Raw genomic sequence first — 13,194 nt, 5'->3', positions numbered from 1 at the left:
TCGCTGTTCTAGTATTCCCGTATCCATTCCACCCTGGTGGTCGGCGTTTTATTCGGCCGCACCAGCAGCGACTGCGTTTCCAGCGTCGCCCGGTCCAGTTTCACCCGGCTGTAGGCCAGGAAGTAATCGCTGCGCACATCCCAAAATACCAGGCTCGCCTTGCCGGACATCTGCGCCGTGCCCGTGAAATCCGCTTTCTGGCGGTAGTACACGGTCTTGCGCGTATTGACCATGGCCGCCGCATCCGACAACGACAAACCCGGCACCAGCGCCGCCACCACTTCGGCCGGCGCGGTATTGACATTGACCGCCGTGCCGCTGGCCGGCAGCACGATCACATAATCGCGCAACTGGTCGATGGCGGTTGGCGTGAAGCCGCTCACCGCCAGCAAATCTTCCGCCCGCACCAGCTCCATCGGTTCAGTGCTGCTGCTCTGCTGCGCGCCGGCCAGCGTCTGCGACTGCGCCACCAGGTCGGCCACGCCCTGCGCCAGGCCGGGGTCGAGCCGCAAATTGCTCAGCAGCCGCTGGAACACCGCCAACTGCTCCTTGCTCACCACTTTGCTCACTGCCAGATTGCCAAGATTGTAGCGCGCCAGCGCATCCGTCATACGGCCGGACAGCGTGGCGTCAAAATTTTCCCCTTGCAGGCGCTCACGTTCGACGTAATCGTCGAGCCGCGTCTCTTCCAGCGGCGTGGCCCACACGCCATTTTGCTGCGTGATGTTGGGCGAGTCCATCAAGTCCTGGTTGAGGATCAAACGGCTCAGGTCCAGCGCACCGCGCAAAATCCAGCGGGTCTGCAACTGCAAGCGCTGGTTTTCCATCGAGCGCACCTGTACCTGCTGCTGCCAGAACAGGCTGGTGACGATGGTGATCGCCAGGGTCGTCAGCAGCAGCGCCGTGATAATGGCGACCCCGCGTTGCCGTTTCAGCTTCACAGTGCCCCCAGCAGGAAGGACTTCACCATCGGGATCTGCTGCCCGCGCAGCATCAGCGACACTTCCAGCCCATTCGGCAGACTGGTGACGCCGGCGCTGGTGACACCGGCCGCCGCCACCCAGCCACCGGCATTGGCGGCGGTGGGAACCAGGCTCGCACCCGGCACCCACAAGCGCATGCTCATGCCCTGCACATTCGATTGCAGCGACACCGCGCCACCCGGATCGGTATCGCTGAGCGCCGCCTGCCACAGGTTGTCCAGCTGCGCCAGGTCACGCGTGGAAGTCGACTCGCGCCGCGTCAGCACGCCGTCGGCGTTGACGCGGTAGGACACCACCTGCAAGCGCGTGGCCTGGTTATCGGCCATCACCATGCGCACCAGCGTAATGCGGCTGTCCTCGGCCTGGATGAAGGCGCGGCGATGCAGCAGCGCGCTGGAGGCCAGGTTTTCACAATCGCTCTGCATCTGCGCGAACGCCAGTTGCAGGCCGCGCGTCTGCTCCATGTCGGCGGTCAGCATCACGCGCGAACGGATGATGCTGTCCAGCCCACGCCAGCCCAGCACCGCGATCACGGCCAGGATGGAAATGGCCAGCAGCAGTTCAACCAGCGTGAAGCCGCGCACCCGGAACTTCATGAATTCAGCACCAATTGAACCAGCTTGATGATGCGGCGCTCCGGATGGCTGGCCTCATACACGCTGACCTCGACCCGGCGGAAGCGCGGATTGGGGCTGGCGATGACGTCTTCCTCGCACATCAGTTGCAAGTCGCCCTGCGGGCATTCGTAGGTGGTCTTGCCGATCGGCGGGAACACGCGCGACAGGCGCATTTGCACCAGCCGGTTCTCGGCCGACCAAGTGGCCATCATATTGGCGCGCAGGCCGTCGCTGTTGCCGGTCAGGCTGCCGACCGCGCGCAGCGACGCGATCAGCGCGGTGGCGACGATCATCAGCGCGACCAGCACTTCCAGCATGGTGAATCCGTGGGAGGAGAAGAAGGAGCGGGAGCGGCGCATGTCAGTCCACCGTGAAATGGCCAATGCCGTCGGCGCGGATGACGACACTGCTGCCGTCGTTGGCGGCCATGGTCAGCACAAAAGGTTTATCCACCGGCTCGCGGCCGAAGACGATGCGCAGCGTGGCTTCCGGCAGCGCCGGCGCCGGGTCCAGCATCAGCGTGACCGGGCTATTCTTGAATTCGCGCTCGCGCAGCAGGTCGTCCTGCACTACCTGCTCCCATTGCTTGTTATCGTTGCGGATCATGAAGCGGTAGCTGTCGCTGCCCGCCTCGAAGGCGATCTGGCGGTTGCGCACGATGGCCTCATCGCGCGCCAATTGCAGCAGCAGCGCGATGCGCTTGGCGTCTTGCTGCATCGACTGCTTCTGGCCCGGCATCGCGCTGAGCGTCACCAGTCCCAGGGTGACGCCCAGGATGACCATCACCACCAGCAGTTCGATCAGCGTGAAGCCCCGCTGGCCGGTGCGCATGATACCGCGTCCCGTCAGTGATCAGTTGTCCCAGGAGCCGATGTCGGCATCGTTGCCGGTGCCACCCGGCTGGCCGTCGGCGCCGTAGGAGAACACGTCGACTTCGCCCTTGATGCCAGGCGACAGGTACTGGTATGGATTGCCCCACGGGTCTTTCGGCATTTTCTCAACATAGCCGCCGGACTTCCAGCCGTTGGCGGCCGGGCCGCTGGCCGGCTTCTCGATCAGCGCCTGCAGGCCTTGTTCAGTGGTCGGGTAGCGCTGGTTATCCAGCTTGTACAGTTTCAGTGCTTGCATCAGGGTCGCGATGTCGACCTTGGCGGCGGACACCTTGGAGTCGCCGGCGCGGTTCAGCAGCTTCGGCACCACCATGGCCGCCAGCACGCCCATGATCACCACGACAACCATGATTTCAATCAGCGTAAAGCCACGCTGGATGCGTCGTGCGGCAGAGCTGCGAAGTGAGAGCTTTTTCATAATCTGATAACAAATTTAAAGAGTGCAGAGTATAAGGCGGAATTCAGGCCATGGCGATATCCGGCCCCAATTTATCCGCTTTAGTGCTTAAATCGATCTTAATATGACAGTTTCTTTACAAGGTCTTACTTGGCGGCGCACACCGGGCAGGCGCCGTTGCGGGCGACGCCGATGCTGGTCCATTCCATGTGCAGCCCGTCCAGCATCAGCAGGCGGCCGGCCAGCGGGGCGCCGACGCCCATCAGCAGCTTGAGCGCCTCGGCGGCCTGCATGGCGCCGACCACGCCCACCAGCGGCGCAAACACGCCCATGGTGGAACAGGCCACGTCTTCAAACTTCTGGTCCTGCGGGAACAGGCAGGAGTAGCACGGCTGTTCGCCGCTGCGCGGATCGAACACGCTGATCTGGCCGTCGAAGCGGATCACGGCGCCGGACACCAGCGGCTTGCCGGCCGCCACGCAGGCGCGGTTGACGGCGTGACGGGTAGCGAAGTTGTCGGTGCAGTCCAGCACCACGTCGGCCTGCGCCACCAGCTGCGCCAGGCGAGCGTCGTCCACCCGTTCGTTCAGCGCGGTGACGGTGATGTCGGGATTGATCTGCTGCAGCGTCAGGCGCGCCGATTCGGCCTTGGGCTGGCCGACGCGCTGCGTGGTGTGGGCGATCTGGCGTTGCAGATTGGTCAGGTCGACCGTGTCGTTATCGACCAGCGTGATGTGGCCAACACCGGCAGAGGCCAGGTACATGCCGGCCGGTGAACCGAGGCCGCCGGCGCCGATCACCAGCGCATGCGCGTCGAGCAGCGCCTGTTGGCCTTCGATGCCGATTTCGTCTAGCAGGATGTGGCGCGAGTAGCGCAGCAGTTGTGAGTCGTCCATCGTCTCTATGCGGCGTTGGCGCGCATGCGGTTATTTGGCTTTGGTGTCGGGCTTGAGCGGCGTCGGCGTGGTTGGCGTGGTTGGCGTATCCGGCTTGGTCTCGCCGACATCATTGGCCGGCTTGGCGTCCGCCTTCGATACCTGAACCGGCAAGCCCTTGAAGTGGTTCAGCGCCTGCGCCAGCTGGAAGTCGTCCTTGGAGCCGAATTCCACCGGTTTCCATTTTTTCGACAGCGCCGACAGGCGTTGTTCGTCTTCCACCACATCGCGCTTGTTGGCCTGTTCCGGTTCCTTGTCGTTGCCGAGGTGTTTTTGCAGGTCGGCTTCGCGCACGCGCAGGCCGTTCAGGCCATCGCCTTCCGCCGTTTCGTCCACCAGCAGATCGGGCGTGATGCCGCGCGCCTGGATGGCGCGGTTTTTCGGCGTGTAGTAGCGGGCGGTGGTCAGCTTGACGGCGGTATCGGCGGTCAGCTGGCGCAAGGTCTGTACCGAGCCTTTGCCGAAGGTCTGCTGGCCGATCACGGTGGCGCGCTTGTAATCCTGCAGCGCGCCGGCGACGATTTCCGAGGCCGAGGCGGAACCGGCGTTCACCAGCACCACCATCGGCACGTCTTTCAGGCCGGCCGGCAGCTTGGCCAGCGGGTCGCTCTTGGCGCGCGGCGCGTAGAATTCCTGGCGGCCGTAGAAGGTCTCCTTGGAAGTCGCCAACTGGCCGTTGGTCGAGACGATGACGGAATCTTTCGGCAGGAAGGCGGCCGAGACGCCGATCGCGCCCGGCACCACGCCGCCCGGATCGTTGCGCAGGTCCAGCACCAGGCCCTTGATGTGGGGGTCTTGCTGGTACAGGGCGGTGATCTTCTTGGCCATGTCGTCCACCGTCGGTTCCTGGAACTGCGAAATGCGTACCCAGGCATAACCCGGCTCGATGATCTTGGCCTTGACGCTCTGCACGCGGATTTCCTCGCGCGTGATGTTGAACACCAGCGGCTTGTCCTCGTCCTTGCGGCTGATGGTGACGCTGACCTTGGAGTGCACCTCGCCGCGCATCTTCTTCACCGACTCGTCCAGCGACATGCCCTTGATCAGCGTGCCGTCGATGCGGGTAATCAGGTCGCCGGCCTTGATGCCGGCCTTGAACGCGGGCGTGTCTTCAATCGGCGAGACCACCTTGATGTAGCCATCTTCCAGGCCGACTTCGACGCCGATGCCGACGAATTTGCCGGCCACCGTCTCGCGCATTTCGCGGAAGGCTTTCTTGTCGAGGTAGACCGAATGCGGGTCGAGCGAGGCCACCATGCCGGAAATGGCTTCGGTCAGCAGCTTTTTGTCGTCGACGGTTTCGACGTAATCGGTCTTGATCAGGCCAAACACATCCGACAGCTGGCGCAGTTCTTCCAGCGGCAGCGGGGTGCCGGTGACTTTTTGCGCGATGGCGGAAAACTGGAACGAGGCGGCAACACCAGCCACCATACCGAGGCCGATCAGGCCGATGTTCTTGACTTTGTTGCCCATATTTTTCCGCAAACCTTAAAACTTGACCCAGCCAGCCGGGTCGAATGTCGCGCCCTGATGGCGAAGTTCGAAGTATAGCCCTGATTCTTCGCTACTGCCGGTATTGCCGACACTGGAAATCACGTCGCCCGGCTTGACCACGTCGCCCGGACGCTTGAGCAGCGCCTCGTTGTTGGCGTACAGGCTCAGATACTGGCCGCCGTGGTCGATGATGATCAGGTTGCCGAAGCCGCGCATCCACTCGGCGATCACCACCCGGCCGGTGGCCACGGCGTGCACCTCGGCCCCCTCGCTGGCGCGGATGAACACGCCTTTCCAGGTCGGCCCGTCGCCGCGGCGCGATCCGAACTTGGCGGTGACCTTGCCGGCCACCGGCGCGCGCAGCTGGCCTTTCAGGCTGGCAAAAGCGCCGGCCGGCGCGACCGGCGCCAGCGCGATGTCGGCCGGCTTGGCCGGCGGCGTGTTGTCCACCGGCGTTGGCGCCGGCGCCGGCCTGACCTCGGCCATTTTCGGCGGTTCGTCGGCATCGATGGCGTCGGCCGGATTCGGCGCGGTGGGCTTCACCGGCTTGATGGTGCCGGACTTGCTGTTGTTGGCCTTGGCCAGACGCTGGCGCTCCGCTTCGGCGGCCTTGGCTTTGGCCAGCGCGCGGGCATCGGCTTCGGCCTTGGCCTTGGCGGCGGCGCGGGCGGCCGCCACTTGTTCCTGACGTTTCTTCTCGGCGGCGGCGGCGGCGGCCTGTTCGGCGATCAGCTTGCTCAGCTTGTCGACCAGGCTGCTCATGCGCTGCTCGTCGCGCTCCAGGTTGCCCGCTTCCTTGCGCTGGGCCACCAGCTTGCTCGACAAACTGGACAGCAAGGCCGCGCGGCGGCCCTTTTCCTGCTCCAGCTTGGCTTTCTGCTGCAACTGCTCCGCAGCGATTTCTTCCAGCTCGTCCTTGGCGTTCTGCGCCTGTTCCTGGTTGACCTCGACGGCCTTGAGGTTGCCGCGCAGCGACTCCAGCAGCCGCGCCTGCGCCTGCGACACATACGACAGCATTTGCAGGTCGCGGTTGATGCGGTTGGGATTGTCGCCGGACAGCAGCAGCTTGATGCGGTCTTCATTGCCCGCCACGTACTGGTCGCGCAGCAGCTTGGCCAGTTGCTGCTTCTGCTGGGCGACCGTGGCCGCCAGCCGCTCGTGCTCGGACGACAGCTGTTGCAGCTTGACGTTGGTGTCGCCCTGCTCCTGCTGCAGGTCGCGCAGCGCGCGGTTGGCGTCGGAAATCGCCTGCTCCGATGCGGCCAGCGTATCGGCGGCGTCATCCTTGGCGCTCTCGGTCTTGCTGATGTCCTTTTTCAGGCTCGACAGCTTTTGCTGCAGGCCGGCGCGCTCGGCCTCGGCCACCGCTTTCTGCTTGCTGCGTTCGGTAGGCTTGGCGAACGGCGCGGCGGCGGTGAGTCCGGCCGCGCCGAGCGACAACATCAGCAGCAGGGCTGCGGTGTGGCGGTACGAAGAAGACAAATTACTTGGCCTTACCCTGGTTGGCGACGGCGGCTTGCGCGGCGGCGATGGCGTCGGCGTCACCCAGATAGTAGTGGCGGATCGGTTTCAGGTTCTCGTCCAGCTCGTACACCAGCGGCGTGCCGTTCGGGATGTTGAGGCCGACGATATCGTTGTCGCTGATGCCGTCCAGCATCTTGATCAGCGCGCGCAGGCTGTTGCCGTGGGCCGAGATGATGATTTTCTTGCCGGCGCGGATGGCCGGGGCGATTTCCTCATCCCATACCGGCACCACGCGGGCCACCGTGTCCTTCAGGCACTCGGTCAGCGGGATTTGCTCTTTCGACAAGCCGGCGTAACGCGGGTCGTTGAACGAGGCGCGGTCGTCGCTGGCGTCCAGCGCCGGCGGCGGCGTGTCGTAGCTGCGGCGCCAGACCAGCACCTGCTCGTCGCCGTACTTGGCGGCGGTCTCGCCCTTGTCCAGGCCTTGCAGGGCGCCGTAGTGGCGCTCGTTGAGGCGCCAGTCGTTCTTGATCGGCAGATACATCATGTCCATTTCGTCCAGCGCCAGCCACAGCGTGCGTACGGCGCGCTTCAGCACCGAGGTGTAGGCCAGGTCAAAGGTGTAGCCGCCCTCTTTCAGCAGCTTGCCGGCGTTTTTGGCTTCGTTGATGCCTTTTTCGGTCAGGTCAACGTCGGTCCAGCCGGTAAAGCGGTTCGACAGGTTCCAGGTGGATTCGCCATGGCGCATGAAAACGATTTTGTACATGTGGACTATCTTTTCAAGAAAAGGTGGAAAACCGGTGCAATGAGTACTGTAACGTCTTCTATTTTATAATGCGCAGATTAAGTTCAACCATTGGAATCCTGTGAAATTCTTCATTGACAATATTTTCCTGATCGCCATCGTGCTGATTTCCGGCGGCGCACTGCTGTGGCCGGCACTTACCGTGCGCGGCAAGCGCGGCACGCCGCAAGACATTACCATGTTGATTAATCGCGGCAAGACCACCATCTTGGATGTGCGCGATGCCAAGGACTATGCCGATGGCCACTTGCCGGACGCCAAGAATATCCCGCTAGCGGACCTCGACAAGCGCCTGCCGGAGCTGGACAAGTTCAAAAGCCGCAGCCTGATCGTGGTCGGCAAGAGCGACGCGCGCGCCTCGGCCGCCGCCGCCAAGCTGGGCAAAGCCGGCTTTGCCGATGTCGTTAACCTGGAAGGTGGCGTTGCTGCATGGCAAAAAGCCGGCCTGCCACTGGCCAAATAACTGGAGGAAACCATCATGACTGCCGAAGTGATCATGTACACCACCGCCGTGTGCCCGTACTGCACCCGCGCCGAACGCCTGCTGGAATCCAAGGGTGTGACCGGCCTCAAAAAGATCCGGGTCGACCTCGATCCGGAACAACGCATGACGATGATGCAAAAGACCGGCCGCCGCACCGTGCCGCAAATTTACATCGGCGACACCCATGTCGGCGGTTTCGACGACTTGTATGCGCTGGATCAAGCGGGCGGATTGTCCCCCTTGTTAAATGGCTAATGCACCTCATAATACAACGCGGGGCGCGAAACCCTTTAAAACCATAATGGTTTTGATACAATTGCCCTCGCGTTTGATTTGAGCTGTCTTCTTGCCATGCCAAGCAAACATCATTGAAACTACAACGAAAGCGTTCCATGTCTGAAGAAAATCTGCAACCAGTATTCCAAATCCAACGCGTCTACCTGAAAGACCTGTCGCTGGAACAACCGAACTCGCCAGGCATCTTCCTGGAACAAGAAGCGCCGACCATCGAAGTCGCGCTGGACGTGGGCGCCGAGCCGCTGGCTGACGGCATCTTCGAATCGACCGTGACCATCACCGTCACCGCCAAAGTCAAAGACAAAGTCGCTTTCCTGGTAGAAGGCAAGCAAGCCGGTATCTTTGAAGCCCGCAACATTCCAGCCGAACAGCTGGACCCACTGCTGGGCATCGGCTGCCCGAACATCGTGTACCCGTACCTGCGCGCCAACATCGCCGACACCATCACCCGCGCCGGCTTCCCGCCAGTGCACCTGGCTGAGATCAACTTCGAAGTGTTCTACCAGCAGCGCCAGCAAGCCATCGCTGAAGCTGCCGCCCAGGCGCCAGCCGCTGACGCGACCCACTAAGCTGTTCGCAACACTCCGCAGCATCTGCATCACCGCCGCCGGGCACGCGTCCGGCGGTCGTTTCATCTCTCAAGGTAAGCCATGACATTTCCCCGTTGGATCGCTGCTCTGTCCATGACGCTGGCCGCAGCCGGCAGCCAGGCATACGACTTCAAGACGGTGGGCGCCAATCCCGTGATCCTATACGACGCGCCCTCGACCAAGGGCGGCAAGCTGTTCGTGGTGCCGCGTGGCGCCCCGCTGGAAGTGGTGCTGGCCTATGGCGAATGGCTCAAAGTGCGCGACGTCAACGGCGAACTGGCGTGGACCGAAGCCAAGGGCCTGAGCGCCAAGCGCAACGTCATCGTGCGCAGCGCCAACCTGAAAATCCGCGCCACACCGGATGACGCCGCCGCAGCGGTGTTCACCGCCGACAAGGGCGTGCTGCTGGAACTGTCGGAAACGGCGGCCGGCGGCTGGATCAAGGTGCGTCATCGTGACGGCCTGATCGGATACGTCAAACAATCGGAAGTCTGGGGCATATAATTGCCGTAGCGGTGCTATCCCACGCGCCGAATGAGATCCCATGCAAGAAAAGACTAGCAAACATGCGGGTGCGTCCCGCAAGGTGAGCGTGCTCGGCGCAGGCGCCTGGGGCACGGCCGTGGCCATGGCGCTCGCCCAGCGTCACGACGTGCTGCTGTGGGGCCGCAATGCGGCCGCGCTGCAAACCATGGCGGCCGCGCGCGAAAGCAACTATCTGCCCGGCTACACCTTCCCCGAACGGCTGCAGGTGGCGGCCGATTTCGACGCCGCGCTGGCCCATGTGGCCGAGCCCGGCAGCCTGCTGATCGCCGCCTGCCCGGTGGCCGGCCTGCGGCCGCTGTTGCAGTCGCTCAAGGGCCGCCCCATCCCGAATGTGGTGTGGCTGTGCAAGGGCTTTGAATACGACACAGGCCTGCTGCCGCACCAGATCGTCCGCGAAGTGCTGGGCGATGCGGTGGCGGGCGGTGCGCTGTCCGGACCGTCGTTTGCGCAGGAAGTGGCCAAGGGCCTGCCGTGCGCGCTGACGATCGCGTCCGAATCGGCCGAACTGCGCGCCTGCGTAGTGGATACCGCGCATGGCGGCAATATGCGGGTCTACTCCAGCGACGACCTGGTCGGCGTGGAAGTGGGCGGCGCGGTCAAGAACGTGCTGGCGATCGCCACCGGCGCCGCCGATGGCCTGGGCCTGGGCCTGAATGCGCGCGCGGCGCTGATCACGCGCGGGCTGGCGGAAATCACCCGTCTGGGCGTCGCGCTGGGCGGCAAGAATGAGACCTTTATGGGCCTGACCGGCATGGGCGACCTGATCCTGACCTGCACCGGCGACCTGTCGCGCAACCGCCGCGTCGGCCTGGGGCTGGCGCAAGGCAAGGCGCTGGACGTGATCGTGCAGGAACTGGGCCACGTGGCCGAAGGCGTGCCATGCGCCAAGGCGGTACGCGAACTGGCGGCCAGGCTGGGTGTCGAGATGCCGATCACCAACGCGGTGGCCGGCGTGCTGTTCGACGGCGACCAGCCGCAAGCCATGGTGGCGCGCCTGCTGTCGCGCGACCCGCGCGGCGAGTAATTACGCTTCTTCGACCGGCTCTTCCTTCGCCTCGCGCATCCACTGCACCAGCGGGTAGGCGTCCTTGAGGCCGGCGGCCAGGATGGGGACCAGCTTTTCCGGCTGGTTCAGCGGCAGGTCGATCTCGGTCCAGATGAAAAAACTCTTCAGCTTGATGTACTCGATGTGCTCATGCTCCGGATCGAAACCCTTGGGCGGACGCATCAGCTTGCCTTCGTTCTGGATGTCGCCAAACGTCGCCACCAGCTTCTTGTTCTTCAGCACCTTGCGAAAGCCGGCCGCGTCCTCCACCATATGCTGGCGCAGCGCTTTGAGCCGGTGCGGCGGCGGCATGTATTCGCCGGCGCCGAACAGCATACGGCCGCTGCCGTCGATCTGCATGTAGTAGGTCGGCCCGCCGGCCTTGCTCGGACGGCGCATGTCGTTGGGCGCCACCGCCGCCGAAAACCGCGTCTTGTACGGGCTCTTGTCATGCGCAAAGCGCACGTCGCGGTTGATGCGGAACATCGCCTTCTTCGGATTGCTGAACTTGACCTGCGGGTCAAACTTGCCCAGCTCGGCAATCATTTGCGTCACCACGTCCAGGAATTCTTCGCGCAGGATGTCATAGCGCGGCTTGTTCATGATGAACCACGGACGGTTGTTGTTGTCCGCCAGCTCGCGCAGGTATTGGGTCAGGTCACGCAGATGCATTACAGTCCTTATTTCGTATTGGGCGGGCGCTTGCCGACCGTGATGTCGAGCGTGGTTTCTTTGCTCTTGCGCAGGACCGTCATTTTAGCTTTTCCGCCCGGCGCCAGCTGAGCGATGAGATTGAGCATGCTGTTGGTGTCGGCCACCGGCTTGCCGTCCACCGACAGCAGGATGTCGCCGGGGCGGATGCCGCCCTTGTCGGCCGGGCCGTTGCGCACCACGCCGGCGATGATGGCGCCGCTCTGGCGCTGCAGGCCGAAACTGGCGGCCAGCTCGGGCGTGATTTCCTGGCTTTCCACGCCGATCCAGCCGCGCACCACGTGGCCGGTCTTGATAATGGCTTCCATCACGTTCTTGGCGGTCGACACCGGAATCGCAAAGCCAATCCCCACCGAGCCGCCGGTCTGCGAATAAATCGCCGAATTGATGCCCAGCAGGTTGCCGCCGGCATCGACCAGCGCGCCGCCCGAGTTGCCGAAGTTGATCGCGGCGTCGGTCTGAATAAAATTCTCGAAGTGGTTGATGTGCAGGTTGTTGCGGCCCAGCGCGGAAATGATGCCCATGGTGACCGTCTGGCCGACGCCGAACGGATTGCCGATGGCCAGCACCACATCGCCCACCTGGGCCTGCTCGGCCTGGCCCAGCACGATCACCGGCAGCTTGTCGAGCGTGATCTTGATGACGGCCAGGTCGGTCTCCGGATCGGTGCCGACCAGCTTGGCGGCAGCCTTGCGGCCATCGGCCAGCACCACCTCGATTTCGTCGGCGCCCTCGACCACGTGGTTGTTGGTCAGGATGTAGCCCTGCGCCGACACGATCACGCCCGAGCCAAGGCTGGACTCCTCGTCGTCATCGTCCCGGTCGCGGTTGTCGAAGAATTTCTTGAAGAAGGGATCGCGCAGCAGCGGATGCTTGCCGCGCTTGGGCGCCTTGCTGGTGATGATGTTGACCACCGCCGGCATGGCGCGCGCCGCCGCCGCCCGGTACGAGCCACCGGCCGACAGCGGCGGCTTGGACGGCCCGGCCTCCAGCATCGCCGCCGGATGGTCGGTGCTGCCCATTTGCTGCACGCGCACCGGCGCCGGGCGCTCGCGGCCCACCGCCGTGTAGACGAAATACAGTGCCAATACGACGGTCACCGTTTGCGCAAACAATAACCAGAGTCGTCGCATCGTAGTCCAGCCTGCCGCTCGGGAGGCGGCTTTCAATTATTTTTTCAGGGAATCGCGAATTTCGCGCAGCAGCACGATATCTTCCGGCGGTGGCGGCGGCGGTACGGCGGCCGCGGCCGCCTCGTCGCGCTTGATGCCCAGGTTGCGCGCCTTGTTCATGATGCGCACCATCTGGAAGATCACAAACGCCAGGATGATAAAGTTCAACAGGATAGTAGCAAAATTCCCGTAGGCGAACACGGCGCCCAGTTTCTTCGCTTCCGCCAGGCTCAAGGTAGCGGCCTGGCCGTTCAGCGGAATGTAGTAGTTGGCAAAGTCCAGTCCGCCGAACAGTTTGCCGATCGGCGGCATGATGATGTCGGCCACCAGCGAGTCGACGATCTTGCCGAAGGCGCCGCCGATGATCACGCCGACCGCCAGATCGACCACATTGCCCTTCATTGCGAATTCTTTGAATTCCTTCATCATTGACATTTTTTTATCCTCGCTGTGTGGTCAATTGTGAACAAAACTGCGCTTGGATCATACTATTTTTTCAATTGGATTCCAAACACGCTTGTCGTTTACGCATTTGCAAGCCGAATTACGCTATAAATTGACCTACATCAATTTCGGCTCATACCCCCAGCCTCTATCATCGCAGCGGGAACGGCGTTTAATCTGGCTAAACTTGGGATTCGAGCAACGTTGGTGTAAAGAGTTGCATCACGCATACCTTCTCAGGTAAGGTTGCGGGATTTCGTGCTATCCAGTTTTCAGCTTCAGGTTTGTACACAGTTCTCGAGATTTTGTTCGCACTTTGA

General features: G+C 63.0%; 17 protein-coding genes. 5 read left to right on the top strand and 12 right to left on the bottom strand.

What is annotated here, in order from left to right; translation table 11 throughout:
• Positions 1–8 precede the first annotated feature (8 nt).
• The 9 genes from gspK to gpmA all read right to left on the bottom strand — a co-directional run bounded on the left by gspK (position 9) and on the right by gpmA (position 7,546).
• Positions 9–941 carry a type II secretion system minor pseudopilin GspK gene (gene gspK, locus HH213_RS12430; RefSeq protein WP_110846258.1) on the bottom strand — a complete coding sequence of 311 codons (933 nt, stop codon included), beginning with the start codon at positions 939–941 and terminating at the stop codon, positions 9–11.
• Positions 938–1,579, bottom strand: a complete 642-nt coding sequence (locus HH213_RS12425) for a PulJ/GspJ family protein (RefSeq protein WP_110846257.1) — start codon at positions 1,577–1,579, stop codon at positions 938–940. The genes gspK and HH213_RS12425 overlap by 4 nt, the downstream gene beginning before the upstream one ends.
• On the bottom strand, positions 1,576–1,959 hold the full coding sequence (gspI, locus tag HH213_RS12420) for a type II secretion system minor pseudopilin GspI (RefSeq protein WP_169112443.1): 384 nt from the start codon (positions 1,957–1,959) through the stop codon (positions 1,576–1,578). Before gspI ends, HH213_RS12425 begins: the two co-directional genes overlap by 4 nt.
• A gap of 1 nt (position 1,960) precedes the next feature.
• Complete coding sequence (gene gspH, locus HH213_RS12415; protein WP_110846255.1) at positions 1,961–2,431, bottom strand: type II secretion system minor pseudopilin GspH; 471 nt, start codon at positions 2,429–2,431, stop codon at positions 1,961–1,963.
• Between the two features lie 21 nt (positions 2,432–2,452).
• Positions 2,453–2,908, bottom strand: a complete 456-nt coding sequence (gene gspG, locus HH213_RS12410) for a type II secretion system major pseudopilin GspG (RefSeq protein ID WP_110846254.1) — start codon at positions 2,906–2,908, stop codon at positions 2,453–2,455.
• A 125-nt stretch (positions 2,909–3,033) separates the two neighbouring features.
• Complete coding sequence (locus HH213_RS12405) at positions 3,034–3,783, bottom strand: HesA/MoeB/ThiF family protein (protein WP_169112442.1); 750 nt, start codon at positions 3,781–3,783, stop codon at positions 3,034–3,036.
• A 30-nt stretch (positions 3,784–3,813) separates the two neighbouring features.
• Entirely contained in the window at positions 3,814–5,295 is a 1,482-nt protein-coding gene (locus HH213_RS12400; RefSeq protein ID WP_169112441.1) for a S41 family peptidase, read from the bottom strand.
• Positions 5,296–5,310: 15 nt separating this feature from the next.
• Complete coding sequence (locus HH213_RS12395; RefSeq protein ID WP_169115135.1) at positions 5,311–6,759, bottom strand: murein hydrolase activator EnvC family protein; 1,449 nt, start codon at positions 6,757–6,759, stop codon at positions 5,311–5,313.
• Between the two features lie 40 nt (positions 6,760–6,799).
• Positions 6,800–7,546, bottom strand: a complete 747-nt coding sequence (gene gpmA, locus HH213_RS12390; protein WP_110846251.1) for a 2,3-diphosphoglycerate-dependent phosphoglycerate mutase — start codon at positions 7,544–7,546, stop codon at positions 6,800–6,802.
• 100 nt (positions 7,547–7,646) lie between these two features.
• Here gpmA and HH213_RS12385 point away from each other — a divergent pair, with 100 nt between their 5' ends.
• The 5 genes from HH213_RS12385 to HH213_RS12365 all read left to right on the top strand — a co-directional run bounded on the left by HH213_RS12385 (position 7,647) and on the right by HH213_RS12365 (position 10,526).
• A complete protein-coding gene (locus HH213_RS12385) occupies positions 7,647–8,048 on the top strand; it encodes a rhodanese-like domain-containing protein (RefSeq protein WP_110846250.1) in 402 nt (133 codons plus the stop codon).
• 15 nt (positions 8,049–8,063) lie between these two features.
• A complete protein-coding gene (gene grxC, locus HH213_RS12380; protein WP_161047569.1) occupies positions 8,064–8,324 on the top strand; it encodes a glutaredoxin 3 in 261 nt (86 codons plus the stop codon).
• Between the two features lie 137 nt (positions 8,325–8,461).
• Positions 8,462–8,935 carry a protein-export chaperone SecB gene (gene secB / locus HH213_RS12375; RefSeq protein WP_110846248.1) on the top strand — a complete coding sequence of 158 codons (474 nt, stop codon included), beginning with the start codon at positions 8,462–8,464 and terminating at the stop codon, positions 8,933–8,935.
• Between the two features lie 81 nt (positions 8,936–9,016).
• Positions 9,017–9,460 (top strand): SH3 domain-containing protein, encoded by a 444-nt coding sequence (locus tag HH213_RS12370; protein WP_169112440.1) that lies wholly within the window; start codon positions 9,017–9,019, stop codon positions 9,458–9,460.
• A gap of 40 nt (positions 9,461–9,500) precedes the next feature.
• Entirely contained in the window at positions 9,501–10,526 is a 1,026-nt protein-coding gene (locus HH213_RS12365) for an NAD(P)H-dependent glycerol-3-phosphate dehydrogenase (RefSeq protein ID WP_169112439.1), read from the top strand.
• Here the strand turns inward: HH213_RS12365 and HH213_RS12360 are convergent, their stop codons facing one another.
• Genes HH213_RS12360 through mscL form a run of 3 tightly spaced genes read right to left on the bottom strand, consistent with a single transcriptional unit; the run spans position 10,527 to position 12,865 of the window.
• Positions 10,527–11,219, bottom strand: a complete 693-nt coding sequence (locus HH213_RS12360; RefSeq protein WP_169112438.1) for a DUF2461 domain-containing protein — start codon at positions 11,217–11,219, stop codon at positions 10,527–10,529.
• 8 nt (positions 11,220–11,227) lie between these two features.
• The gene (locus tag HH213_RS12355) at positions 11,228–12,391 is read right to left on the bottom strand and encodes a Do family serine endopeptidase (RefSeq protein WP_110846244.1); all 1,164 of its coding nucleotides are present in this window, start codon (positions 12,389–12,391) and stop codon (positions 11,228–11,230) included.
• A 36-nt stretch (positions 12,392–12,427) separates the two neighbouring features.
• A complete protein-coding gene (gene mscL / locus HH213_RS12350) occupies positions 12,428–12,865 on the bottom strand; it encodes a large conductance mechanosensitive channel protein MscL (RefSeq protein ID WP_110846243.1) in 438 nt (145 codons plus the stop codon).
• Between the last annotated feature and the right edge of the window lie 329 nt (positions 12,866–13,194).

The sequence above is a fragment of the Duganella dendranthematis genome (genome assembly GCF_012849375.1).
Taxonomy (GTDB): Bacteria; Pseudomonadota; Gammaproteobacteria; order Burkholderiales; family Burkholderiaceae_D; genus Rugamonas; species Rugamonas dendranthematis.
This window is presented reverse-complemented; position numbering and strand designations above follow the sequence as displayed.